Origin of the sequence: Vibrio sp. B1FIG11 (genome assembly GCF_905175335.1) — a bacterium.
GTDB lineage: Bacteria > Pseudomonadota > Gammaproteobacteria > Enterobacterales > Vibrionaceae > Vibrio > Vibrio campbellii.
Window position 1 is genome coordinate 2,798,848 of the sequence record NZ_HG992751.1, and the last position, 24,016, is coordinate 2,822,863.

Below are 24,016 nucleotides of genomic sequence, written 5' to 3' on the forward strand. Positions count from 1 at the left end.
TGATGAACAAGCATCCAATATCAGTAGCACGCTAAATATGAGATGTGACCATCATACTCCGTCAGATACAACAATGAAACATTCCATAATAGAAGACATGTATCAGAATATTGCCAACCCATAGGTTTATGACTTGTTTGCGTTATTGACGCTCAATCAGTAGCTGACTATCATATTGAACGATGTTCAATAAGTAGTTTTAAATTATGGCGCGCAGAAACGATCACACCAGAGAAGAGCTAGTCAACTTGACGCTTTCCACAGTCAAAGACTTTTTAGACGAGAATTCTTACCACGAGCTTAGTCTTCGTAAGATTGCGAACATGATTGGTTACGTACCAAGCACGCTCGTTAATATCTTTGGTAACTACAACCTGCTGCTTTTACATGCCGTGGCCCAAACTCTGGATGAGTTACAGCAAGAAGCCGTAGCCGCGACAAAAAATAGTAAGGATACTCATCAGGCACTTTTTGAACTGGCTTACTGTTACCACGACTTCGCACAAAAACATCCTCATCGCTGGCAACTGGTCTTTGAGCACAACATGAATGGTGCGGAGCTTCCAGAGTGGCATGCAAAACGCATCGATGGCATGACTGGCATGTTGGAATCTCTTCTTGCGCAAATTGCGCCGCACCGAACCGAATCTGAAGTTTTGCAAGCAAGTCGCGTTTTATGGTCTGGGGTACATGGAATCACGCTACTTAGCGTCGATGATAAGTTTTTCTCTAGTGAACCTATTGATGGTAAAGAGCTTATTGATAACCTGATTTCAAACTACCTGATCAGCTGGTAATAAAGGATTATTCATGTCATCAGACAGCCAGTCGTCTTTGCTTAGGCAGCGAAAGTTCCTCCCTTATTTTGTCACCCAGTTTTTCGGAGCTTTCAACGACAACATATTCAAAAACGTACTGTTGCTGTTTGTGGCCTTTGCTGGCTCTAGTGCACTACCGATCTCTAGCAACCTGTTTATTAACTTAGCGGCAGGCTTATTTATACTGCCCTTCTTCTTATTTTCCGCATCCGCAGGGGTGCTAGCTGATAAATACGAGAAGTCTTGGTTTATTCGTAAGGTTAAGCTGTTTGAAATCGGCATCATGCTACTGGGCGCGATTGGTTTCATCACCGAAAGCTACGGCGTGCTGCTCTTACTGCTTTTCTTGATGGGCACGCAATCCGCGTTCTTTGGGCCGGTCAAATACGCACTGCTTCCTCAGCAACTCAATGAGAAAGAATTAGTCCCTGGTAACGCCTTAGTCGAAGCGGGGACGTTTATCGCGATTTTGGTCGGTACGCTGGGCGCAGGTCTTATCGCTTCGGCCGACAATGCCAAATATCTTGCTGCATTCTGCGTTGTCATCTTTGCAGTACTAGGCTACCTCTCCAGCCGATTTATCCCTTTTGCCTCAGCAGGCGCTCCAGATATTCAATTTAAGTGGCAGCCTTACAAACAAACCAAACTCACACTTTCCATTGCGAAGTCTGATCGAATTGTCTTTCAATGCATCATGGCAATCAGCTGGTTCTGGTTCTTAGGTGCGGCTTATCTGACTCAGTTCCCTAACTTCACTAAGGTCTACTTGAACGGCACCGAAAGCGCGGTTTCTTTTCTTTTAGCACTTTTCTCAGTGGGTATTGCTGTCGGCTCTATGGCGTGTAACTGGCTGTCGAATCACCGCATCGAAGTGGGTATCGTACCGATCGGTGCTTTGGGGATCACCATTTTCGGTTTCTTGATGGCAACATCGATTCCAACGGACTTACCTCGATTCCACACTTTCGCAGAGTTCGTTAGCTATGACGCTTTCTGGCCTCTATTCTTCTACCTACTGATGATCGGTATTTCGGGTGGTTTGTTTATCGTCCCACTTTATGCCCTGATGCAACACCGAGCGAAAGAGACAGAACGAGCACAAGTGATTGCTGGCTTGAACATCTTTAACTCTCTGTTCATGGTCGGCAGCGCTGTATTGGGCATTGTTTGCCTGAGCGTGCTTGAGATGAGCATTCCTCAACTGTTCGCTCTTCTGGCAATCCTGAATTTTTTGGTCGCTGCATACATCTTCCTGCAGATCCCTATCTTTGTCGTGCGCTTTGCGATGTGGGTAGTCACTCACACCATATACCGAGTAAAGCATAAGAACTTACATCACCTTCCAGAACACGGCGGGGCGTTGATCGTCTGTAACCATGTCAGCTACATGGACTCACTGCTATTAAGTGCAGTTTGCCCTCGCCTGATTCGATTTGTGATGGAAGAAGACTACGCAAATCTTCCTCCTCTACGAGGTTTCCTTCGTCGAGCTGGCGTGATCCCTATTTCTGCAAGTAACCGAACGTCTATCCGCCGTGCCTTCAATGATGTCGAGAAAGCACTGAGTGAAGGTCATATTGTGTGTATCTTCCCTGAAGGGCGGCTAACCTCTGATGGTGAGATGAACGAGTTCATGCGCGGTATCGATATTATACTTCGTCGCAGTCCAGTCCCCGTCATTCCAATGGCGCTAAAAGGCTTGTGGGGCAGCTATTTCAGCCGTGCAAAAGGCCGCGCGTGCAAAGGGCTACCAACGCGTTTCTGGTCTAAGTTAGAAATCGAAGCAGGCACGCCTGTTGATCCAAAGCAAGCCAGTGCACAAGCTATGTTTGAAAAGGTGCAAGCGCTTCGCGGCGACTGGCGCTAGATTCACCACAAGATAATTTTGGAATGTTGAACATGTGTTTAGTTTTACTGAACATATGTTCAATTCATTAAGACTTTCTGACCCAAAGCGTTACTGTATACTTCACGCTTTAACTCATAACAACGAACGACATCCTTGAATACAAAGAATATCCCCTTTGGATTGGCACTGCTGTTTTGTTTGACCCCTTTTGTGTCCTCTCCTATTGCGCTTGTGATCGGTTTTCTACTGGCGAGTTTTAGCCTAGTACCGACTGAACTTCCTATTGCCTCTTTTACTAAGAAGCTGCTTTCCTATTCGATTATTGGTTTGGGCTTCGGTATTCACTTTGAACAAGCTCTCGCCGTCACTTCTGATGGTATTGGTCTTATCATCGCAACCATTCTCGGTACACTGGTGATCGGCATGATGATTGCCAAAATGATTAAGCTAGAGCGCACCACAGCCTACCTAATCGCTTCTGGTACCGCAATTTGTGGCGGTAGCGCGATTGCCGCCGTCGCGCCTGCGATCAAAGCCAAAGATGAACAAATTGGTTTAGCTCTAGCGACCGTTTTTGTGCTCAACTCTCTGGCGCTGTTTATCTTCCCTGTGATTGGTCACGCGATCGGCTTGGATCAGCATACGTTCGGAACCTGGGCTGCGATTGCGATTCACGATACGTCTTCCGTTGTGGGCGCAGCATCTGCATACGGTGAAGAAGCATTGACTACCGCAACAACATTGAAGCTTGCTCGCGCATTGTGGATCATTCCTGTCGCGCTAGTGAGTGCTGTGATTTTTTCTCGCGGTAACGGTGAGGAAGGCAAGAGTAAGTTAGTGATTCCTTACTTCATTTTCTGGTATTGCGCTGCGATTGCGTTCAGCGACTTCTTCCCGCAATTTGAAGTGGTGTATCAAGGCATCTTTGCTATTGCTAAACAAGCCCTTGTGGTGTGTCTGTTCTTGATTGGTTGCAGCATTTCAGTATCGAAACTGAAGTCAGCAGGCGCAAAACCGCTGATGTTTGGTGTAACGCTATGGGTTCTGATTTCAACAACCTCGCTTGGCTGGCTACTTTTCAGCTAAACCTTGATTGATTTTATCTGGCTGAGTTGATTCCGCTTTTTGTGCGCTTTGACTTTTGTGTACCAACACTAAAGCAATCGCCACCAGAAAGGCGGTTAACTCAGCCAACGAGCGCGTTAAGCCATCGGTGCTGACAGCAACGCCGATTTGCAATAACACCGCTGCCGCTAACGCTAATTTGATCATCCTGAACCTTATGCTTTATTCCTTAATCTTTGAGCATGATTATGATTCAGAGTTATAAGGATACGAAATTCCCTTTTCGACTAATTCATTGCGAAATCAACTAAGTTGGCTTTCTATCCAAGAGATAAAGGTTTTCACTTTAGGTCGATGCTCGTAGCCTGAAGGGCAAACTAAGTCATACCCCAGCTGGGTATCCATCATCGGATAAGGGCTGACCAGTTCACCTTTATCTAAAAAGTCTTTCACGAATCGATAGCGCCCCATCGCGACCCCGACGTGATTTCTTGCTGCTAGCACTGCCATATCACGATGACTCACACAGTAAAAGTGCTGGAAAATATCGATATCCAGCTCCATATAAGTCACCCATCGCTGCCATACATCCGAACCGAGAGCATGAATAAAGTTAATCCGTCGGAGTGACTTCATACCATCTTCCAGAATATTCAGTTCCTTCATGTACTGAGGCGTACAGACCGGAATGTACTTTTCGCCAAACAGTCGCTGGCGATACACATCAACCAAATGATCCGTATCGTAAAAAATGGCTACATCAATCTGATTGGTCACCAAGTCGAGTTGGTTTTCTTGGGCGAAAAGGTTGAGGTTAAACCCCGGGAAATGACGTTGGAAATCCGCAATACGAGGCATCAGCCATCCATTCAAAAAACCTGGCGATGCAGCAATGTTTAATTCCCCCACCAAGTCCGTCGACTTAATCTCTTCAATCTCATTAAAAATGGTACTGAGTGACGTAGATAACGTTTTTTGAAATCGATGCCCTTCTGATGTCAGTTCGAGTTTGCGAGTGCCTCGAACAAACAGAGAGAAACCAAGCTCCTGTTCTAGCACTTTGATGCGATGGCTTACGGCTCCTTGCGTTAAGTGCAGCTCTTTTGCTACCTGCGTAAAGCTAAGATGCTTCGCTGCGATGCTAAAGGTATGAAGATTTCGAAGCAGTAACTGTTGGTTTGCCATAATCGACCATGCATTAAAAATATTAATTCATGATAGTAGTGAATTCGTTTGTTTGCGTCGATAATTAAGTTTCAAATAGCCCTTAGAAACTTAATAAAAACGTCACTTTCAAACATAGATCATGTTTTAGGTGGCATTAAAATTATAGGGGCAAATATGAATATACTCGGCTACATGCAAAAAGTCGGTAAGGCATTAATGGTTCCGGTAGCGACCTTACCCGCTGCGGCAATCTTAATGGGGATTGGCTACTGGATAGATCCGGTTGGCTGGGGCTCTGAAAGTGTCTTAGCGGCATTCCTCATTAAATCAGGCGGGGCCATCATCGATAACATGGCGGTACTGTTCGCCGTTGGTGTCGCTTTCGGATTGAGCAAAGATAAAAACGGCTCAGCAGCACTGTCTGGCTTCATTTGCTTTATGGTACTGACGACGCTACTCGCACCGGGTGCCGTCACACAGCTAATGGATATTAGTGCTGACGAAGTGCCTGATGCGTTCAACAAAATCAACAACCAGTTCATCGGTATCTTGGTGGGTATTATCTCCGCTGAAATCTACAACCGTTACTCCGGAGTCGAGCTACCAAAAGCGCTGGCGTTCTTTAGTGGTAAACGCCTAGTACCAATCCTCACCTCCATCGCAGGTATGGTGTTGGCTTTTGTTCTGCTTTACGTATGGCCTGTGATTTACGATGCATTAATTATTTTCGGAACCAAACTTGAATCCATGGGTGCGGTTGGCGCCGGTTTATTTGGCTTCTTTAACCGTCTAATGCTAACAATCGGCATGCACCACGCGCTTTATCCCGTCTTCTGGTTTGATGTGGTTGGTATCAACGACATTCCAAACTTCTTAGGCGGCGCGCAGTCTATTGCTAACGGCACAGCTGTAGTCGGCCAGACGGGTATGTACCAAGCTGGTTTCTTCCCAATCATGATGTTTGGTCTACCGGGCGCTGCTCTTGCGATTTATCACTGTGCTGATAAGCAAAACAAAACCAAAGTATTTTCTATCATGCTAGCTGCGGCAATGGCATCCTTCTTCACAGGTATCACCGAACCACTAGAGTTCAGCTTTATGTTCTTAGCACCAGTGCTGTATCTGATTCACGCGGTATTGACTGGTATTTCTCTATACATTGCAGCAAGCATGCAGTGGATGGCGGGCTTTGGTTTCTCAGCTGGTTTTGTTGACTTCGTACTGTCAAGCCAAAACCCATTGGCAACCAAATGGTACATGCTGATCCCACAAGGCTTAGTCTTCTTTGCGATTTACTACAGCGTATTCCGCTTCGCGATCATCAAGTTCAACTTGCGTATGCCGGGTCGTGGTGAGGACATGGAAAAAGAAGTCACTGAGAATATTGGTGAGCTAGCGAAAGATTACATCGCCGCAATTGGCGGTGCAGACAACATCCTAGAAGTGGACAACTGTATTACTCGACTTCGTTTGACTGTAAAAGATTCATCCCTAGCTGACGAAGCTAAGCTCAAACAATTGGGTGCTGCTGGTGTAGTCATGATTGGTAAAGGCGGCTTACAAGTGATTATCGGTCTAGGAAAAGTAGACAAGGTAGCTGAGCAGATGAAACTCGCGCTCGCTAACTAAAGAATTGTGGTGACTCACCATCACCACATCCCCCTGAAGTGCAATAACGCTTAGTCACCGTTTTGCACTTCATTTTTTAACCAGTCTTTCACCGCTTTGCGCGAGATTTTGATTCCCCCACCCAACAGGGTTTGAGGCATTGCGTAATACGCCACTGGCCATTTGAATTTTTCTAACTTAGTTTGCAGATGTTGTTCGTATTGAGTTTTATCCAGTAACGACTCTGTTTGAATCACAGCCACTGGTCGGTGTCCAAACTCAACATCCTCTACTGGCACAACAATGCTTTGTGAAATACTCTCAATTTGGTTCAGTGCCGCTTCAATTTCTTCACAGTGAACATTCTCACCGCCAGAGATAAATTGGTTGTCTGCTCGACCAATGATCTTGAGTTCGTCGCCTTGCCACTCTCCAAGATCCTTACTGTCGAACCAACCATTTTCATTCAGAAGTGAGGTAACTGAGCCTTGCTTGAAGTAGCCCGCCGCTAGCGTCTGCCCACCGATATAAATACGCTCTTCCACCAGCTTAATATCGCGATTTCGTAATAGGTGGCCCGCGTTACTAATGCTATCGATTTGCTTTGCAGTTACGGTAGAGGCCGCTTCTGTCATGCCATAGCCCAGCCAAGTTTCAATACCCATCTGTGTCGCTCGCTGTGCGAGTTCGTGCGCTACATGACTACCGCCCAGTAAGACATGCGTGAGGGACAATTCGACTTGTTCATCCAGTAAACGCTTAAGCTGGGTCGCAACTAAAGAAGCGTGAGAGACGCCAAGAATATCATCAGCAAGATTTCCGTTCCCTACTTTGAGCGTTGCGCCTGCAAACAACCAACGGTAGACAATCGCCAAGCCTGACACGTGGTAAAGCGGCAAGGAAAGCAGCCAGCTATCTTCATGGTTGAACCGGAACTCAGCCAACAAACCTTGAGCTGAAGAAAGGTGCTGACGATGAGTATGTACCACGGCTTTAGGGGTGCCTGTTGAGCCAGAGGTAAACACAATAGACGCTAAAGCATCATGTACGTAGCCCTCGTTCGAATTGCCAGCATCACATTGCGATTCGCTATCCAGAGTCGAAAGTTGGATGATAGATAGTTGCGATAACTGCTGTTCAGAGTAGCTAGCGGCAACACCATCAGCAAACCACACAAAACGTTGTTGGGTTGGCTTGTATAGCGTCGTTAACTTACCTGAGAGAGCCTCAAATGGCTGCGGCATGGTCAACGCAGTGATTGCGCCTATCTGCTGCGCAGCAAGGTAAAACCACAAGGTTTCAACTTGGTTCTTACCGACTAGCGTCACCACATCTCCACTCGCGACACCGTGTTGTTGAAGGTAGCGAGAATACAAGTCAACACGAGCAGTCAATTGTTGCCAGTTAACTTGCTCTTTGATTGTCTTAAGCGCAATAGAAAAAGGGCTCACTTGAGCCCAATATTTCCATGGTGCAATCGCAATAGTATCTATGCTGAATGCCACACTAACTCCTGCTCAGATAGCGGAAGAACTGGAAGCTCACACTTCGGCCAACCCTGCTCTAGCTGCGCTTTGAACAAACCAATAGTATCCAGACCTGGGATCTCATTAGGTAATTGCCATTGCGCTAAGCGAGCAAGCTGGTTTAGGCCAAGACTTGATTCAATGCTTGAACTGATCACCGCTTTGATACCCAACGTCTTCGCCTTTTCAATCAGCTTAATACAGAAATCAACCGAGCCGATCAGCGTTGGCTTGATGATGATGGTTTTTACACCTGTAAGATCTTCTAAACTGAAGTCTTCACGGCGAACCGCATCTTGCAGTGTTTCATCCCACGCGATTGCAATACCCGTATTGATAGCGAAAGACAGGCTATCACCCGGAGAGCGGCATGGCTCTTCCAAGAAGGTAATACGCTGGCGCAGTGATGGTGCAATGTACTTAGCAAACTGCTGGGCTTTTTCTGGTGTCCAAGCACGGTTAGCATCAAGGCGAAGTGTCAGCTGTGGAATCGACTCTAAGAACAAGTTCACTAACATGCCGTCACGAATAGGCTCGTATAAACCCACTTTTACTTTCGCGACTTTTTCGCCTTCCATTTCGTTCAGCTTAGGGATCAAGTCATCTGGGTCGCCGTTACACAGCGGCGCGACTTGGTACTTACCCTGCGCAGGTAAACCGCCTTCAAGCTCCAGCTGAGCCATAGACAGACCAAACGCAACCGATGGATACATGTTGTTGTAATCTAAAGGCAAGTTTGCCACCCAGCGCTCTGCTTGCGCTTGCAGCTGAATGCCCGCTTCTTCAGTGCCTTCTAGGCTGAAGCCAACCAAAGGGGCAACTTCACCGCGACCAACCTTGCCACCTTCCGTTAATTCAAGGATATAACCTTTACGTTCCGTCAGCTTGTTATCACGTAGTATTACGCCACTGTCCATTGGTAGACAGTAACGGTAAATCTTCGCTTTACGCATAATTCGAATCCTATGTAATGCCATATATTCTGAGCTTTTTAACAAGAGAACTCGCTAGTCTCCCAGAGGGCGAGACGCTCAGGACGAAAAACGAAACAGAGGAGCACAATGGCTCCTCTTCTTATACGAATTATGGGTTACGAGGGAACTTGTCGAAGTCTGGACGACGTTTCTCGTTGAATGCGTTACGACCTTCTTGGCCTTCATCTGTCATGTAGAACATCATAGTTGCGTTACCCGCTAGTTCTTGCAGACCTGCTTGACCATCACAGTCCGCGTTCAACGCAGCTTTCAGGCAACGCAGTGCCATTGGGCTGTGTTGTAGCACTTCACGACACCAACGAACGGTCTCTTTCTCTAGATCCGCTAGTGGTACTACCGTGTTTACTAGGCCCATGTCTACCGCTTCTTGAGCGTTGTAGAAACGACATAGGAACCAGATTTCGCGTGCTTTCTTTTGGCCTACGATACGAGCCATGTAAGATGCGCCCCAACCGCCATCAAATGAGCCTACTTTAGGACCTGTTTGACCAAATTGAGCGTTGTCAGCAGCAATTGTTAGGTCACACATCATGTGCAGTACGTGACCACCGCCCACAGCCCAACCAGCTACTGATGCGATCACTGGTTTTGGACAAGTACGAATATCGCGTTGGAAGTCCAATACGTTCAGGTGGTGCGTACCTTGGTCGTCTTTGTAGCCGCCGTAGTCGCCACGGATCTTCTGGTCACCGCCAGAACAGAATGCGTCTTCACCTAGACCAGTCAGAATGATTACGCCAACACCTGAGTCATAGCGTGCGTCTGCTAACGCATCAATCATCTCTTTTACCGTTTGAGGACGGAACGCGTTGCGCACTTGAGGGCGTGCAATGGTGATTTTCGCGATACCATCTTCAGATTTGTGGTAGTGGATATCCTCGTATTTGTCGCCGCAATCTTTCCATTGAACCGGAGCGTAAAGTTCTTCTTCAGAAATGCCTACTGTTTTAGCCATGGTGATTCCCATTGTTCTCGTTGCTCTCACTCAAAGTGAGAATGAATTATTTGATCAACTTGCATCGCAAATCGTTGTGGTTGCTCTTGATGGACGTTATGTCCAGCCCCCTCAATTTGTCGATACGCCAACCCGCTTGTTTCAGCCAGTTGGCTAAATTTTTTGTCTTTTTCGCCGCAGAGGTAATAAAGCGGAACCGCTTGTTGCTGCAATGCTGGCAACAGATAAGATTGCTTCGCCAATGATGTCGCAATCAGCATATCCGCCACTGCAGAACCAAGATTAGCACTTCGTTTCGCCACCAATGTTTGTCTTTGCTCATGGTTTAGTGAAGAAAAGACCAACTGTTGATACCAATCGTTCAAAACGCAGGCAAGAGGCTCAGTTTTGAAACGCTTTGCCCAGCGCGAATCGTTTTCGAATCGTGCCTGTCTGTCTGACTCGCTTTGAAGCCCGAAGTTTCCTCCTTCAACAATGGCACCACAAATATTGAGATCTGGAAAACATTGGTGAGCAAGGCCATGCATAGCAATGCGTCCACCCATTGAGTAACCAATCAGGATAAGCGGTTGTTGCGAAGGAAATAGTAAAGATAGTGCGGAATTGAGTAATTTGCAGCAATCATTCAGATCGCTGCAAAAAATAGATTGGCTGCGTCCATGACCGGGTAAGTCAATCGTTACTCGGTCATACTGAGGTAAAGCACTCAAGCACTGTTGCCAATCCTCGCCACTGCCAAGCAAACCATGTAAAAACACCAGAGTAGGCAAAGTGCCACCTTGGTGCTTTTCCGTTGCTGGGAAGCGCTCAGAATAGAGCATGCAAATTCTTATTGAAGGATTTTAAATGCTCGACAGCTTGGTTCGATGGCGTTTGCACTTCGACCACCAATGCGCCTTGCCCTGAAGCAAAATGTTCGGAAACCAAGGATTGGTATTCTGCTAACGAGCTTGGCTTACGATACTGCAAACCAAACTGTTTCGCAGCGTGCTCAAACTCGTAACCATGAGGCATTTGGTAGAACGACTCACGATGTTCCTGCGGCACTGGCAACAAATCAAAAATCGCACCGCCATCATTATTGGTGATCACCAAGACCGAAGGTAGCTCACTGTGCGTAAACAGTGCCAACGAGTTCAAGCCATATAACGCAGAAGTGTCGCCAATAAACATCAACATCGGATTATTCCGCGCGCGTTGTACACCACTTGCAGTGGCAAACAGGCCATCAATGCCAGACGCTCCACGGTTAGTGAAAACCTCTGTGTTATCAAGCTTACCGAACATGTCGATTAAACGAACAAACAAACTGTTGCCGACAAACAGATCCACACCTTGAGCACGCTCGGCAACATCAATCGCCAATGCAATTTCACTTAACTCACTCTTAGGATCCGAAACAAACAGCCCTTTGGCATGCTGCGTGACCTGTTTGATGTCCGCAGCCAACTCATCTGCCCAGCCAGCGTGTTCTGATGAGAAACCCGACGTGCGTTCTACCCAAGCGCTTGGTTGCTCAGCCCAGTGCCATTGAGGTAAATGACTCTGGTTGTCACGGTCTAACCGAGGAGAGACAAACCAATATTGTGTATCACCACCCTGCTGGTTTCGTGATACGTGTTTCTCTAACCAATGGTTAAAACGTTTAGAAATGATTCGGCTGCCAAACTGAACAATCAAATCACAGTCATCAAGCTGACTCGCCATTCTTGGATTTTGCAGCCATAAATCGAAATGTGCCCAATCTGAGCTCACACCACTTTGTGGGTCAGCCAATACTGGCCATCCCATCTGCTCAGCAAATGCACGTGCCGCTTGCGCTTGAATCAAAGGCAAGCTGCCAATGACCACCAAACCTTTGTTGTCACCACAGCTTGGTATTGCACTGCTGGTTTTTGGATTGAAGCGTTGGCAATACGTCACCTTGCTATCTCGCCAACCGGCAACGGTATCAAGGTAGTCCTGATAGGTACTCTTTTCTGTATTGGAGTACAAAGGCTCTGGAAACGCACAGTTAATGTGAACCGCGCTGCCTCTTAGGCGTTGCGTAAACATCACCTCATCAACAGAAGTAAGCAACCAATTCAACGGGGTTGATAGCGTAGGACTCGGCAGGTTAAGACTGTCAGAAACATGTTCTGAAAAAATACCCAATTGATTAATGGCTTGGTTTGCGCCACAACCCACAAGTTCAACCGGGCGGTCTGCAGTTAGCACCACCAGCTTTTCCCCCGTCAGCTTTGCTTCTGCAATCGCAGGCAACAAGTTCGCTACCGCTGTACCCGATGTAACAATCAGCGCCACTGGTTCTTTACTTGCTTTAGCAAGTCCCAGAGCCATAAAGCCCAAGCCACGCTCATCAAAATGGGTGTGGATGGTAAAATTTGGGTTATCTGCCGCCTCGACCGTTAAAGGTGTGGAGCGAGAACCGGGTGCAATACAAACGTGGTTCACACCAAAGCGGTTCAATTCTGTCAGGATGGTTTCAGACCAAATGCGATTTAAAACAGCTTGATCGGCACTCATGATGCAACCCCAAGCGGCGGGTGGTCTGAAATAAGAGAAAGTAACGTCGACATTTTTTTTATCTAACTCGGCCCATTCGTGTTCTGCAATGGAGCCTGGAACAATACCCGCGCCAGCAAACAGTTGTACTTGGTCACTCAAAACCAACGCACTTCTTATTGCGACGCAAAACTCTGCACGCTCATGGCTAATGTATCCCATCGAGCCTGCATACCAGCCGCGTGCAAACGGCTCGTTATCCAATATAAATTGCATCGACTCTTTACGCGGTAAACCGGCTACTGCGGCGGTTGGCTGTAAAGCTGAAAGCAATTGAACACCGTTGATGCCCGCTTTCAGATCCGCATTAATATTACGCTTAAGATGTTGGACCTTTCTCAGACGAACCAATCGAGGCTCTTTTTCTACCTCAACACGCTCCGAATGCGGTGTTAGTCGATCAATGATGTCATCCACCACATATTGGTTTTCATTGAGGTTCTTAGAGTCTTGCGACAGCCAGTTCGCCAGCTCCATGTCTTGCGTCGCGTTGTCACCGCGGCCAATCGTGCCAGCCAACGCTTCTGTGTGCAGCTCATGACCCACTCGCGAGTATAGGCGCTCTGGCGTCGAACCCATAAAGCTGTGCTTGCTGTCTAAACTCAACAAAAAGTGAAAGCTGTGATGGTTATTTAGGTAGCTCGCTTTAAGAAGCTGCGCAGCAGAAAGTGTTGAATCCAGCATAACTGTCGATTTGCGAGCCAGAACCACTTTTTTAAACTCATCGTTGTCGATGCCTGTGAGCACCTTTTCGACCAACGCGTTCCATTCAGGCTGTGTTGGCGCATGATCAATTGAGCGAATATGAGATGAAATTGGCGCAAGACTAGGCACGTCACATACCAACTTTTTCAAGCCTGCTAATGTACGTGTTTTATCTTCTGAGATATTCACCGCGAGTGACCATTGCTGATCGAATCGAATCAGCTCGATTTGCGGTAGAAAAAAGAAAGACGGCATGCAGCGACGATTCTTCTCGTGCTGACCATCGAAAGAGCGGCCACCCCATACGCGTTGGCCTTCGCCAAGGATCGTATAAGCTGGGCCGGGCTCAACAAATGAATGGAGCTGACCTAGGGCAACAACTTCTTCACGAGTATCACGGGACTGCCAGTAAAACTTGGGAAAAAGTGGTTGTGCTTCAAGCCAGTCAATAAACGCGAAATTGGGTTTCTCGCTGAGTGGCTCGACTAAACGTGTTTGATTGCCTTCCGTTTGCTGAACTCGCTCGATAATTCTCTTTACGGCTTGATGGAACTGTGACAAATCAACCTCGAAATATGTGAGGATAAGTGATAACTGACGGCTACTCTAAGTTTAGACCCAAAGCAAATCAAGGTCGTATGCGATCTTTTGCAAAATCCTGTGATAACAACCGGACAAAAGTTAGCCATTAAACGGATAATTTACAGATTTTTATTCTAATAAAAAACAAATTATTGTACTTTAATAAAGAAATTAACGATTTTTTAGGAATTATACAATGCAAAATATCGGGATGTCGTCAAAACTCGACAATGTCTGCTACGACATTAGGGGTCCTGTACTCAAACATGCTAAACGCATGGAGGAAGAGGGGCATAAAATCCTAAAGCTAAACATTGGTAACCCCGCCCCATTTGGTTTTGACGCCCCTGATGAGATTCTAGTAGATGTCATCCGCAATCTACCAACTTCTCAAGGCTATTGTGATTCCAAAGGTATCTACTCTGCGCGTAAAGCTGTTGTGCAGCATTACCAGCGCAAGGGCATTCGTTCTCTTGATGTTGAAGATGTTTACGTAGGTAACGGCGTTTCAGAGCTAATCGTGATGGCAATGCAAGCGCTACTGAACAACGGTGACGAAATGCTGATCCCAGCACCGGATTACCCGTTGTGGACGGCGTCTGTTGCACTGTCTGGCGGTAAGCCTGTTCATTACCTATGTGACGAAGGCGCAGACTGGTATCCAGACCTAGAAGACATCAAAAAGAAAATCACGCCAAAGACACGCGGTATTGTTCTGATCAACCCGAACAACCCAACGGGTGCTGTATACAGCCGTGATTTCCTGTTGGAAGTGATTGAGATTGCACGTCAGCACAAACTGATGATCTTCGCCGATGAAATCTACGACAAAGTGCTTTACGACGGTGCAACACACACATCAGTTGCGACGCTAACCGACGACGTATTGGTGATGACCTTCAACGGCCTGTCGAAAGCTTACCGTGTTTGTGGCTTCCGTGGTGGTTGGATGTTCCTAACTGGCCCTAAACATTTGGCGCAAGGTTACATCAACGGTCTTGAGCTGCTGTCTTCCATGCGCCTGTGTGCCAACGTGCCAATGCAACACGCAATCCAAACCGCATTGGGTGGCTACCAAAGCATTAACGAGCTAATCCTGCCAGGTGGCCGTCTGCTTGAGCAACGTAACCGTGCTTACGAGCTGATCAACCAGATCCCTGGAGTTTCGTGTGTGAAGCCAAAAGGCGCGATGTACTTATTCCCGAAAATCGATACCAAGATGTACAACATCAAAAATGACCAACAAATGGTGTTGGACTTCTTGAAACAAGAGAAGGTCCTGTTGGTTCAGGGTTCAGGCTTTAACTGGCCGAAGCCCGATCACTTCCGTATCGTAACTCTACCTCACGTAGAAGATCTCGAAACCGCGATTGGTCGCTTTGAACGATTCTTGACGACCTACAGCCAGTAGTAATTAGTGCTGATCTCTCATATGCTTAGAGGAGCTCCTAGTGAGCTCCTTTTTTTTGTATCAGAATCAAAATTGGAGACAGCAATGAAAGAAAGCCATTTTTTCGCCCACTTGGCACGAATGAAGCTCATCCAACGCTGGCCCTTAATGCGCTCGGTATCGCCGGAAAACGTTTCTGAACACAGCTTGCAAGTCGCGTTTGTTGCTCATGCCCTCGCCCTAATCAAAAACAAAAAGTTTGGCGGCAACTTAAACCCTGAACGCATCGCTATTCTCGCTATGTACCACGATTCCAGTGAAGTCTTAACGGGTGATCTTCCAACCCCAGTAAAGTATTACAACCCAGAAATTTCTAAAGAATATAAAAAGATAGAAGCGGCAGCTGAACAAAAACTGTTATCTATGCTGCCAGAAGAATTCCAAGATGATTTTGCGCCCTATTTGTTATCGCACTCTGCGCACGAAGAAGATGCATTGATCGTCAAGCAAGCAGACTCTATCTGCGCTTACTTAAAATGTCTCGAAGAACTTAGCGCCGGCAACCACGAGTTTGCTCTAGCGAAAAAGCGTCTCGACATCACTCTGCAAGAACGCAAAACACCGGAAATGGAATACTTCCTTCATACCTTTGCCCCAAGTTTTGAATTATCGCTGGATGAAATCAGCTAATTGATGGAGAGAAAAGTGTCGTTTGAATTAGATGCCTTATGGCAAGAGCGCCATGATGATGAGCACAAGATCCGTCGTGACGATCATCGTAGCCCCTACCAACGAGACCGAGCTCGTATTCTGCACTCGGCTGCCTTCCGTCGATTGCAGGCAAAAACTCAGGTCCATGGAAACAGCTTGGAAGACTTTCACCGTACCCGATTGACACACTCTCTTGAAGCAGCACAGTTGGGTACGGGCATTGTGGCTCAACTTAAGAAGAAACAGCCTGAGTTTCGAGACCTTCTACCGTCTGACAGCTTGATTGATTCACTCTGTTTGGCGCACGATATTGGCCACCCACCTTATGGGCATGGCGGTGAAGTCGCGCTGAACTATATGATGCGTGAGCATGGTGGCTTTGAAGGCAATGCCCAAACCTTCCGTATCGTCACCAAGTTAGAACCCTATACCGAGCACTTTGGCATGAACCTATCACGCCGTGCCTTACTCGGTCTGATCAAGTACCCAGCCTTGCTTAGTCAAACTCGCGCGGTTTGCCTGCCGAAACCAGTCGAGCACCAGCGCAAATTGAAAGCCAAAGACTGGAGCCCCGCAAAAGGCATTTACGACTGTGATAAAGATTTGTTCGATTGGGTCATTGCACCATTAACCGACAACGACAAAGCCCTGTTAAGCCAAATGCGTTGTCGTCCAGAATCGGATTTTGAGCACTGTAAAACACGATTCAAATCGCTCGACTGTTCAATTATGGAGCTTGCAGACGACATCGCTTATGGCGTGCATGACTTGGAAGATGCAATTGTGCTAGGAATGGTCACTCGTCAGCAATGGCAAGAAGGCGCAGCCAGTCAATTGGCCGATTGTGGCGATGCGTGGTTTGAAGAGCATATTGGCTCAATTGGACAAATGCTGTTTAGTGGTAAGCATCATGAGCGTAAAGATGCGATTGGTGGCATGGTCAATGCGCTGCTGACCAGTATTTCAATCAAGGTCGTAGATGAACCTTTCAGCAACCCATTATTGGCTTGGAACGCGTGTCTAGAACCACAGATGGCAAAGGCGCTTGAAGTACTCAAACACTTCGTTAGCAAGTATGTGATTCAAGTGCATCAGGTTCAGATTGTTGAGTACAAAGGACAACAGATCATTATGGATTTGTTTGAAGCGTTAAGTGCGGATCCTGAACGCTTACTTCCGACACATACTCAAGCATTGTGGCAAGAGGCGGCTAACGAGAGCGCGAAAATGCGTGTGATCGCGGATTACATCTCGGCGATGACCGATGGCCACGCACAAAAGCTGCATCGACAGTTGTTCTCTTCAATAGTCCTTTAGAGAAGTACTCTATCGGTTCGCTACTCGTCTTTCAGGTAGTTCTTTTCAAATACGCCCGGAGGCATCTGGGCGATTTGAAATTCAATCATCTTCTCAAACGCCGTTAACAAAGGCGTGAAATCTTTCCCAGACTCCATCAGGCTCAGTGCATGAAAGCCGGCTTCCACGGTAGATAAGCTGTTGTTCGATGGTGCCTTACGAATGGTGTAATGACCTTGCAAATCCTCTGGCAGTTTCACTGTTGGAAGGGAGTGCAAGTTGGTCGAAAGTTGCCACATTTTGTAAGCTTTCTTCCAAGTGCCATCGAGTAAAATCAAGCGTGTTTTCTTATCTGCCGCCTCTCCGACCGTCGCCAAGTCTGAAAGGCACAACGATTGTTCTGAAGGGTAAAGAATGAAATGTTGATAAGTGTCATCCTCAAGCAACGCATTCAAGGCCTCGCTATCTGAAAAGTCTTCTCCGATCAAACAAGTACAATGATTTAGACTCAAATTGAGAATTCGTGCCGTACCAAGAGGACGATGTTCTTCACTCGTATGCTGAAGGATGATAAGTTCAACCTCGTTTGCTAGCGGTACAATCCATTGGCAAATACAAGCTTTGCGCGATTTTCCACACTGAGAACAATAACGAGACATAGAGTGAACCTTTATACATTGCTGAGCATCATCAGCGTTATCTGTTTAATACTGCAATTCGAACCAATGGCAAGCCTAACCGAATGGCACGCCTACAATATACGCCACGGCGAATGGTGGCGAATCGTAACAGGAAATCTCACGCATACCAACTTTGCTCACCTCGGGATGAATCTCGCTGGTTTATGGGTGATCGGATTTATCTTCCGCCCTACCGTGCATAATTTCATCATCGTATTTCTCGTTTTGTGTACCTTCGTTGGTGCGATGAACTTATTCACCAATATGTCGGTTTACGTCGGGCTGTCGGGTGTGCTGCACGGCTTATTCGGCTTCTGGGCGCTGACTGAGGTTTTCGACGGTAGAAGAAGCAGTTTAGTGCTGGTAGGTGGTTTGATTGCTAAAGTCGCTTGGGAGCAGTTCTACGGCCCTTCAACAAGCACTGCGGCGATGATTGGGGCTCGCGTAGCGGTGGATGCTCACCTGTTTGGTGCAATAGGTGGTTTGAGTATGGCTTGGTTAGAGAAGCTGACCCATCGTCGTATCTTTGGCTAGAGATTAGAGAATTGAAAGCCAGTTCACCACTACTCTGTAAATAGCCCCAAAGAAGAGTAAAAAATCCCGAACCAGTAAAGAGGCTTGGTTCGGGAAAGCAGTAATAGGAAACAAAAACTTTGCTTTTAATGGCAAGAACGTCGATTACAGCAGGATGCGGTCTTCGTTCTTCTTAACAGTCGCCTCACCGATGCCTTTCACCTTTGTAAGATCCGCAGCTGTTTTAAATGGACCGTGCTCGTTGCGATACTCAACAATATCTTGCGCTTTCTTCTCACCAATACCATTAAGTAGCGTCGCAATCTCTTCTGCAGTGGCAGAGTTAACGTTAACCGTAATCTCAATACCTTCATACTTATCTGCTTTAGTCTTTGTTTCCGCCCAGCTCATCGGCGCGAGTATCAATAAGCACAGCGTTAACATCCATTTCATTTGAGCAATCTCCCTTTGGTAGTTGTATCAGAACGAAAACTACTCTAGGCAAAGCGCTGTTTGTATTGAAGTTTCTTCAGATAAAAATAAAACGGGCCGCTAATGCGACCCGTTTTAGTTAACATGCAAATTACATCAGTAATGCTTAGTTGCTCACAACAAAGTACTCAATGTCAGTGTTTGCGCGCAGTACTGCAATTACCGAAGTAAGATCTTGTTGAGACGAAGCACGTTGCATTTGCATCGCAACTTGCTCTTCTAGCGCGCTGTCTAGCTCCGCGTGTACCGCATCAAGCTCAACAACTACAACGTTACCTTCTAGATCTTTAGATTGACCGTATACAGGCTTGTCACCTTCAGGTTTCGCCATAGCGAATACTGTTGCAGCGAGTGGAGAACGACGATCAACAGATTCTTGCTCGCCAAACGCTAGGTCGTTTTCTGCAAGGATGTCTTTGTTGCCATCTTTCAGAGCTGCGACAACTTTAGTACCTAGTTCAATTGCACCTTGCTCACCTTTAACGCGAGACAGTTCAGCAACCACTTGGTCTTTCACGTCAGCAAGAGGAAGAACCGTCTCGTCACGAGCATCTTCAACACGAACGACGATGATGTGCTCTGGCGCCACTTCGATAGCTTCAGAGTTCAGACCATCTTCTTTCACTTCTGGGCTCAAGATTGCTTGCATTACCGCTTGGTTCTTAAGAACCTCAGGCGCATCAGCTTGAGAGATGAAGTCCGTTGTCTTCACTTTCTGACCAACCGCTTTAGAAGCGTCGTCTAGAGAATCTGGGTATTCAAACGCCACTTTCTCAAGTTCGTTTTGCAGTTCGTAGAATTGATCAACCGCTTTCTGGTCAACCATTTCTTGTTTGATTTCAGCTGCAACTTCAGAGAACGGCTTAGCAACCGCACCTGTAAGCTCTTCTAGCTTGATGATGTGGTAGCCAAAGTCAGACTTCACTAGACCTGTCATATCACCAGGGTTCTTAAGTGCGAATGCAGCCTCTTCGAATGCAGGATCCATCACATCGCGCTCAATCCAACCTAGGTCACCGCCGTTTTCCGCGCTACCAAAGTCGTCTGATTTTTCTTCTGCTAGCTTAGCGAAGTCAGCGCCACCGTTTAGCTCGTCAAGAATCGCTTGTGCTTTCGCTTCGTCATCACCCTCAACAAGGATGTGCGCTACGCGACGCTGCTCTTCTGTAGAGTATTTGTCTAGGTGCTCATCGTAGTATTTCTTAACGTCTTCGTCAGAAATTTGGATTTGCTTCTTAAGCTCGTCAGCTGAAAGCTCAATGTAAGCAACCTTAACTTGTTCAGGACGAGTGAACATTTCTGGGTTTGCTTTGTAGTAGTCTTGAATTTCTTCGTCAGTCAGATCTACCTTCTTAGCAAACTCATTCAAATCGATAGTGATCGTGCGAACGTCACGAGTCTGAGTGAACAGTTTACCTTCAGATTGAACTTCGCCAGGTAGAGTGAATTCACTGGTTTGTAGTGCGTTCAACAGTTGCTCACGAACCAATTCACGACGCATGTACTCAGCAAAAGAATCTGGAGAGAAACCTGCACGACGTAGAGATGCTTGGTAGATCTCTTGGTCGAATTTACCGTTCGATTGGAACTGAGGCATATCTAGAATCATGCTACGTACTTGAGCATCGCTAATGCGTAGGCCAAGAGCTTCTGCTTGTTGGTCAAGCAGCACGTCGTTGATCATACGATCTAGAACAGATTTGCGGAAAGATTCAACGTATGCAGGGTCAGCCAGCATTTGAGAGAAGTAATCACCCAATTGAGCTTGCATGCGGTTACGCTCATTTTGGTAAGCCATCTCGAACTCACCACGAGCAATCTCGGTATTACCTACTTTCGCTGCTGCGTTGTTGTTACCGCCAACGATGTAGCTACCTACACCAGCAAATACGAAAGAAAGGATGATAAGTCCAAGGATAATTTTGACCGCGATGCTGTTCACGCCTTCGCGTAGTCGATCCATCATAATTTAACTGCTCTCCACAATTGAAGCCGACTGCTTCTAATAGAAAATGTAATGTCGCGATAATATCAGAAAAAGAAATGCGCATCAGTAGGATGCGCATAATTTAAGAAAGTTCGGCTCTTAGTTTGTAAATTTTTGTTCAAATCTGACTGTTTGGACAAAAATTATGCAACGGCCGTTCGCTGAACCAGCTCTGCGTCATCGACGCAAAGAATTAGTTACAAGCGTCTTTTAGAGCTTTACCAGCTTTGAAAGAAGGTACTTTAGCTTCTGCGATTTGGATTTCTTCACCAGTTTTTGGGTTACGGCCAGTGCGCGCTGCACGAGTACGAACGCTGAATGTACCGAAGCCAACAAGAGCAACTTGATCACCAGACTGAAGCGTACCGCTTACTGCTTCGATGAATGCGTCTAGAGCGCGACCAGCTGATGCTTTAGAGATGTCTGCGTTTTCTGCGATTTGTTCTACTAGTTGAGTTTTATTCACTGTGATTTCCCCTTTGTGTCATCTGTGATTATTTTTGTGATGACTTTCGTTCCATAATTAAGAAAATATGCTTCGCCCCTTATCCTTCAAGGGCTGCAAGCTTTCGAACTTAACTTAGCCTCCAAAAAAAAACGCTGACAAGCCTTTTTAGGCCTATCAGCGTAAAGTTTTACTTATTTTTGCTGCACATCACTATTTTTGAGACTGAAACTCAACGCCCGTCGGGTCTCGCTCTAGTGCAACTTTCAGAACTTCGTCGATCCACTGTACTGGGATAACCTTCAGATCCGCGATAACATTTTCTGGAATCTCTTCCAAATCACGCTCGTTGTCTTTCGGAATCAGTACCGTTTTGATGCCACCACGGTGTGCCGCAAGTAACTTCTCTTTTAGGCCGCCGATAGGTAGAACTTCACCACGTAGAGTGATTTCACCTGTCATACCTACTTCTGCTTTTACCGGGTTACCCGTCAAGCTAGAAACTAGCGCAGTACACATTGCGATACCCGCACTTGGGCCGTCTTTAGGTGTTGCGCCTTCTGGTACGTGCACGTGGATGTCACGCTTCTCGTAGAAGTCTGAGTTGATACCCAGCTTTTCAGCTCGTGAACGTACAACCGTCATTGCCGCTTGGATCGACTCTTTCATTACGTCGCCAAGAGAACCCGTTTGAGTCAGCTTACCTTTACCAGGCATCGCTTCCGTTTCGATCGTTAGTAGATCGCCGCCAACTTGTGTCCAAGCTAGACCAGTTACTTGGCCAATACGGTTGCTGTCATCTGCTTTACCAAAGTCATGACGTTGAACACCTAGGTACTCTTTCAGATTGTCCATTGTCACCGTCACAGACTTCAAGCTCGTATCAAGCAGGATGTTCTTCACTGCTTTACGGCAGATCTTAGAAATCTCACGCTCGAGGCTACGCACACCCGCTTCACGCGTGTAGTAACGAATAATGCCGATGATTGCCGAATCTTCGATGGTAATTTCGTTTGGTTTCAGACCGTTACGCTTCACTTGCTTATCAACAAGGTGACGTTTGGCAATGTTTAGCTTCTCATCTTCTGTATAACCAGAAAGACGAATCACTTCCATACGGTCAAGTAGCGGACCCGGAATATCCATCGAGTTAGACGTCGCGACGAACATTACATCAGACAGATCGTAATCTACTTCTAGGTAGTGATCGTTAAATGCATTGTTTTGTTCTGGGTCTAGAACTTCTAATAGTGCTGATGATGGGTCACCACGCATATCTGAAGACATCTTGTCGATTTCATCCAGAAGGAACAGCGGGTTTTTCACGCCAACTTTAGACATCTTCTGAATAAGCTTACCTGGCAATGAGCCAATGTAAGTACGACGGTGACCGCGGATTTCCGCTTCATCACGCACGCCACCCAGAGCCATACGAGTGTATTTACGGCCTGTTGCAGCTGCGATAGAGCGACCTAGCGATGTTTTACCCACACCAGGAGGACCTACAAGACAAAGGATAGGGCCTTTCAGCTTGTTGATACGGTTTTGTACCGCTAAGTACTCAAGAATACGTTCTTTAACACGCTCTAGACCGTAGTGGTCTTCGTTTAGAATCTCTTCTGCTTTCGCAAGGTTCTTCTTCACTTTAGAACGCTTGTTCCAAGGAACGCTTACCATCCAGTCGATGTAGCTACGTACCACTGTCGCTTCTGCAGACATTGGAGACATCATCTTAAGCTTTTGCAGCTCTTGTTCTGTCTTTTCACGTGCGTCCTGAGGCATTTTCGATTCTTCAATCTTTTGCTTCAGTGTTTCGAACTCGTCAGGTGCGTCTTCCATCTCGCCAAGTTCTTTCTGAATCGCTTTCATTTGCTCATTCAGGTAGTACTCACGCTGAGATTTTTCCATCTGCTTCTTAACACGACCGCGGATGCGTTTCTCTACTTGAAGAAGGTCGATTTCTGATTCCATCTGGCCCATTAGGAACTCAAGACGCTCAGTCACATCAACGATTTCAAGTACTTGTTGTTTGTCCACCAGCTTAAGAGGCATATGCGCTGCGATCGTATCTGCTAAGCGCGCCGCTTCATCAATACCGCTTAGTGAAGTCAGTACTTCTGGCGGGATCTTTTTGTTCAGTTTGATGAAGCCTTCAAATTGGTTAATCGCACTGCGAACAATCACTTCTTGCTCACGCTCATCAAGCTCTGGCGTTACCACAAACTCAGCCTCAGCAAGGAAGAATTCGCTTTCTTTGAAGTGGTTAATCTTAGCGCGTTGCTGACCTTCAACCAGCACTTTAACGGTGCCGTCAGGTAGCTTAAGAAGCTGGAGAATGGTTGCTACCGTACCTACTTCAAATAGGTCGTCAACCGTCGGCTCGTCAGTGTCAGCTTGCTTTTGTGCCACAAGCAGAACTTGTTTGTTTGTTTCCATCGCCGTTTCTAGACAGCTAATCGATTTCTCGCGACCAACAAACAATGGAATGACCATGTGTGGGTAGACCACTACGTCACGTAGAGGTAATACCGGGATCTCGATACGCTCGGAACGTTCCAAGTTCATATAATTCTCTCTTCCGCTTTCACGTTTAACGTATTACTTAAGGCAGTATATGGGGTCTAATTATTTGGATTCAATAAGAGAAATAAAAAAAAGGAGGTAATT

20 protein-coding genes and 1 pseudogene are annotated in these 24,016 nt (G+C 46.6%); 8 read left to right on the top strand and 13 right to left on the bottom strand.

Going from position 1 to position 24,016, the window contains the following annotated elements; translation table 11 throughout:
* Window positions 1-206: 206 nt before the first annotated feature.
* The 3 genes from KHO06_RS12915 to KHO06_RS12925 all read left to right on the top strand — a co-directional run bounded on the left by KHO06_RS12915 (window position 207) and on the right by KHO06_RS12925 (window position 3,753).
* Window positions 207-797 carry a TetR-like C-terminal domain-containing protein gene (locus KHO06_RS12915; RefSeq protein ID WP_005425581.1) on the top strand — a complete coding sequence of 197 codons (591 nt, stop codon included), beginning with the start codon at window positions 207-209 and terminating at the stop codon, window positions 795-797.
* Window positions 798-810: 13 nt separating this feature from the next.
* Entirely contained in the window at window positions 811-2,685 is a 1,875-nt protein-coding gene (locus KHO06_RS12920) for an MFS transporter (protein WP_005425580.1), read from the top strand.
* Window positions 2,686-2,847: 162 nt separating this feature from the next.
* Window positions 2,848-3,753, top strand: a complete 906-nt coding sequence (locus KHO06_RS12925) for a putative sulfate exporter family transporter (RefSeq protein WP_045370552.1) — start codon at window positions 2,848-2,850, stop codon at window positions 3,751-3,753.
* Here KHO06_RS12925 and KHO06_RS12930 read toward each other — a convergent pair.
* The gene (locus KHO06_RS12930; RefSeq protein ID WP_005425578.1) at window positions 3,739-3,939 is read right to left on the bottom strand and encodes a hypothetical protein; all 201 of its coding nucleotides are present in this window, start codon (window positions 3,937-3,939) and stop codon (window positions 3,739-3,741) included. The genes KHO06_RS12925 and KHO06_RS12930 overlap by 15 nt on opposite strands.
* A 96-nt stretch (window positions 3,940-4,035) precedes the next feature.
* Complete coding sequence (locus KHO06_RS12935; protein ID WP_212581711.1) at window positions 4,036-4,917, bottom strand: LysR substrate-binding domain-containing protein; 882 nt, start codon at window positions 4,915-4,917, stop codon at window positions 4,036-4,038.
* A 156-nt stretch (window positions 4,918-5,073) separates the two neighbouring features.
* On the opposite strand from KHO06_RS12935, the gene nagE reads away from it, so the two are divergent.
* Window positions 5,074-6,528, top strand: a complete 1,455-nt coding sequence (gene nagE, locus KHO06_RS12940) for an N-acetylglucosamine-specific PTS transporter subunit IIBC (protein WP_212581712.1) — start codon at window positions 5,074-5,076, stop codon at window positions 6,526-6,528.
* A 50-nt stretch (window positions 6,529-6,578) separates the two neighbouring features.
* Here the strand turns inward: nagE and menE are convergent, their stop codons facing one another.
* From menE to KHO06_RS12970, 6 genes and pseudogenes are all read right to left on the bottom strand, one after another.
* The gene (gene menE / locus KHO06_RS12945; RefSeq protein WP_212581713.1) at window positions 6,579-8,012 is read right to left on the bottom strand and encodes an o-succinylbenzoate--CoA ligase; all 1,434 of its coding nucleotides are present in this window, start codon (window positions 8,010-8,012) and stop codon (window positions 6,579-6,581) included.
* Window positions 7,997-8,986 (bottom strand): o-succinylbenzoate synthase, encoded by a 990-nt coding sequence (gene menC / locus KHO06_RS12950; protein WP_005425572.1) that lies wholly within the window; start codon window positions 8,984-8,986, stop codon window positions 7,997-7,999. The genes menE and menC overlap by 16 nt, the downstream gene beginning before the upstream one ends.
* 130 nt (window positions 8,987-9,116) lie before the next feature.
* Entirely contained in the window at window positions 9,117-9,983 is an 867-nt protein-coding gene (gene menB / locus KHO06_RS12955) for a 1,4-dihydroxy-2-naphthoyl-CoA synthase (RefSeq protein WP_038887944.1), read from the bottom strand.
* Window positions 9,984-10,009: 26 nt separating this feature from the next.
* The gene (gene menH / locus KHO06_RS12960) at window positions 10,010-10,804 is read right to left on the bottom strand and encodes a 2-succinyl-6-hydroxy-2,4-cyclohexadiene-1-carboxylate synthase (RefSeq protein ID WP_045397585.1); all 795 of its coding nucleotides are present in this window, start codon (window positions 10,802-10,804) and stop codon (window positions 10,010-10,012) included.
* Window positions 10,791-12,509, bottom strand: coding sequence for a 2-succinyl-5-enolpyruvyl-6-hydroxy-3-cyclohexene-1-carboxylic-acid synthase (gene menD / locus KHO06_RS12965; RefSeq protein WP_212581714.1), 1,719 nt, complete (start codon window positions 12,507-12,509; stop codon window positions 10,791-10,793). The genes menH and menD overlap by 14 nt, the downstream gene beginning before the upstream one ends.
* Window positions 12,506-13,814: pseudogene (locus KHO06_RS12970) on the bottom strand (isochorismate synthase). Before KHO06_RS12970 ends, menD begins: the two are co-directional and overlap by 4 nt.
* Before the next feature lie 217 nt (window positions 13,815-14,031).
* On the opposite strand from KHO06_RS12970, the gene KHO06_RS12975 reads away from it, so the two are divergent.
* The 3 genes from KHO06_RS12975 (at window position 14,032) to KHO06_RS12985 (ending at window position 17,253) form a co-directional block, all read left to right on the top strand.
* The gene (locus KHO06_RS12975; RefSeq protein WP_029788618.1) at window positions 14,032-15,246 is read left to right on the top strand and encodes a pyridoxal phosphate-dependent aminotransferase; all 1,215 of its coding nucleotides are present in this window, start codon (window positions 14,032-14,034) and stop codon (window positions 15,244-15,246) included.
* An 84-nt stretch (window positions 15,247-15,330) separates the two neighbouring features.
* Window positions 15,331-15,915: a 5'-deoxynucleotidase gene (gene yfbR / locus KHO06_RS12980; protein ID WP_005425568.1), complete on the top strand. Its 585-nt coding sequence runs from the start codon at window positions 15,331-15,333 to the stop codon at window positions 15,913-15,915.
* Window positions 15,916-15,918: 3 nt separating this feature from the next.
* Window positions 15,919-17,253, top strand: a complete 1,335-nt coding sequence (locus KHO06_RS12985; RefSeq protein ID WP_045455046.1) for an anti-phage deoxyguanosine triphosphatase — start codon at window positions 15,919-15,921, stop codon at window positions 17,251-17,253.
* A 20-nt stretch (window positions 17,254-17,273) separates the two neighbouring features.
* Here KHO06_RS12985 and KHO06_RS12990 read toward each other — a convergent pair whose 3' ends face one another.
* On the bottom strand, window positions 17,274-17,891 hold the full coding sequence (locus KHO06_RS12990; RefSeq protein WP_212581715.1) for a DTW domain-containing protein: 618 nt from the start codon (window positions 17,889-17,891) through the stop codon (window positions 17,274-17,276).
* A 3-nt stretch (window positions 17,892-17,894) separates the two neighbouring features.
* Between KHO06_RS12990 and rrtA the strand changes: the two genes are divergently transcribed.
* Window positions 17,895-18,446: a rhombosortase gene (gene rrtA / locus KHO06_RS12995; protein WP_212581716.1), complete on the top strand. Its 552-nt coding sequence runs from the start codon at window positions 17,895-17,897 to the stop codon at window positions 18,444-18,446.
* 144 nt (window positions 18,447-18,590) lie between these two features.
* On the opposite strand, the gene KHO06_RS13000 is transcribed toward rrtA, so the two are convergent.
* The 4 genes from KHO06_RS13000 to lon form a co-directional block, all read right to left on the bottom strand.
* Window positions 18,591-18,878 (bottom strand): helix-hairpin-helix domain-containing protein, encoded by a 288-nt coding sequence (locus KHO06_RS13000; protein ID WP_005425566.1) that lies wholly within the window; start codon window positions 18,876-18,878, stop codon window positions 18,591-18,593.
* 145 nt (window positions 18,879-19,023) lie between these two features.
* The gene (ppiD, locus tag KHO06_RS13005; protein ID WP_212581717.1) at window positions 19,024-20,883 is read right to left on the bottom strand and encodes a peptidylprolyl isomerase; all 1,860 of its coding nucleotides are present in this window, start codon (window positions 20,881-20,883) and stop codon (window positions 19,024-19,026) included.
* Between the two features lie 214 nt (window positions 20,884-21,097).
* The gene (locus KHO06_RS13010; RefSeq protein WP_005430934.1) at window positions 21,098-21,370 is read right to left on the bottom strand and encodes an HU family DNA-binding protein; all 273 of its coding nucleotides are present in this window, start codon (window positions 21,368-21,370) and stop codon (window positions 21,098-21,100) included.
* A 192-nt stretch (window positions 21,371-21,562) separates the two neighbouring features.
* On the bottom strand, window positions 21,563-23,914 hold the full coding sequence (gene lon / locus KHO06_RS13015; protein ID WP_005529911.1) for an endopeptidase La: 2,352 nt from the start codon (window positions 23,912-23,914) through the stop codon (window positions 21,563-21,565).
* Window positions 23,915-24,016: the final 102 nt, after the last annotated feature.

Excerpts from the sequence above, each read along its gene's own strand:
- KHO06_RS12935 (WP_212581711.1), bottom strand. The coding sequence starts at position 4,917 with ATGGCAAACCAACAGTTACTGCTTCGAAATCTTCATACCTTTAGCATC.
- menD (WP_212581714.1), bottom strand. The coding sequence starts at position 12,509 with ATGAGTGCCGATCAAGCTGTTTTAAATCGCATTTGGTCTGAAACCATC.
- lon (WP_005529911.1), bottom strand. The coding sequence starts at position 23,914 with ATGAACTTGGAACGTTCCGAGCGTATCGAGATCCCGGTATTACCTCTA.
- nagE (WP_212581712.1), top strand. The coding sequence starts at position 5,074 with ATGAATATACTCGGCTACATGCAAAAAGTCGGTAAGGCATTAATGGTT.
- KHO06_RS12985 (WP_045455046.1), top strand. The coding sequence starts at position 15,919 with ATGGAGAGAAAAGTGTCGTTTGAATTAGATGCCTTATGGCAAGAGCGC.
- menH (WP_045397585.1), bottom strand. The coding sequence starts at position 10,804 with ATGCTCTATTCTGAGCGCTTCCCAGCAACGGAAAAGCACCAAGGTGGC.
- KHO06_RS12930 (WP_005425578.1), bottom strand. The coding sequence starts at position 3,939 with ATGATCAAATTAGCGTTAGCGGCAGCGGTGTTATTGCAAATCGGCGTT.
- menB (WP_038887944.1), bottom strand. The coding sequence starts at position 9,983 with ATGGCTAAAACAGTAGGCATTTCTGAAGAAGAACTTTACGCTCCGGTT.
- yfbR (WP_005425568.1), top strand. The coding sequence starts at position 15,331 with ATGAAAGAAAGCCATTTTTTCGCCCACTTGGCACGAATGAAGCTCATC.
- KHO06_RS12920 (WP_005425580.1), top strand. The coding sequence starts at position 811 with ATGTCATCAGACAGCCAGTCGTCTTTGCTTAGGCAGCGAAAGTTCCTC.
- KHO06_RS13000 (WP_005425566.1), bottom strand. The coding sequence starts at position 18,878 with ATGAAATGGATGTTAACGCTGTGCTTATTGATACTCGCGCCGATGAGC.
- KHO06_RS12915 (WP_005425581.1), top strand. The coding sequence starts at position 207 with ATGGCGCGCAGAAACGATCACACCAGAGAAGAGCTAGTCAACTTGACG.
- ppiD (WP_212581717.1), bottom strand. The coding sequence starts at position 20,883 with ATGATGGATCGACTACGCGAAGGCGTGAACAGCATCGCGGTCAAAATT.
- KHO06_RS12975 (WP_029788618.1), top strand. The coding sequence starts at position 14,032 with ATGCAAAATATCGGGATGTCGTCAAAACTCGACAATGTCTGCTACGAC.
- KHO06_RS12990 (WP_212581715.1), bottom strand. The coding sequence starts at position 17,891 with ATGTCTCGTTATTGTTCTCAGTGTGGAAAATCGCGCAAAGCTTGTATT.
- menC (WP_005425572.1), bottom strand. The coding sequence starts at position 8,986 with ATGCGTAAAGCGAAGATTTACCGTTACTGTCTACCAATGGACAGTGGC.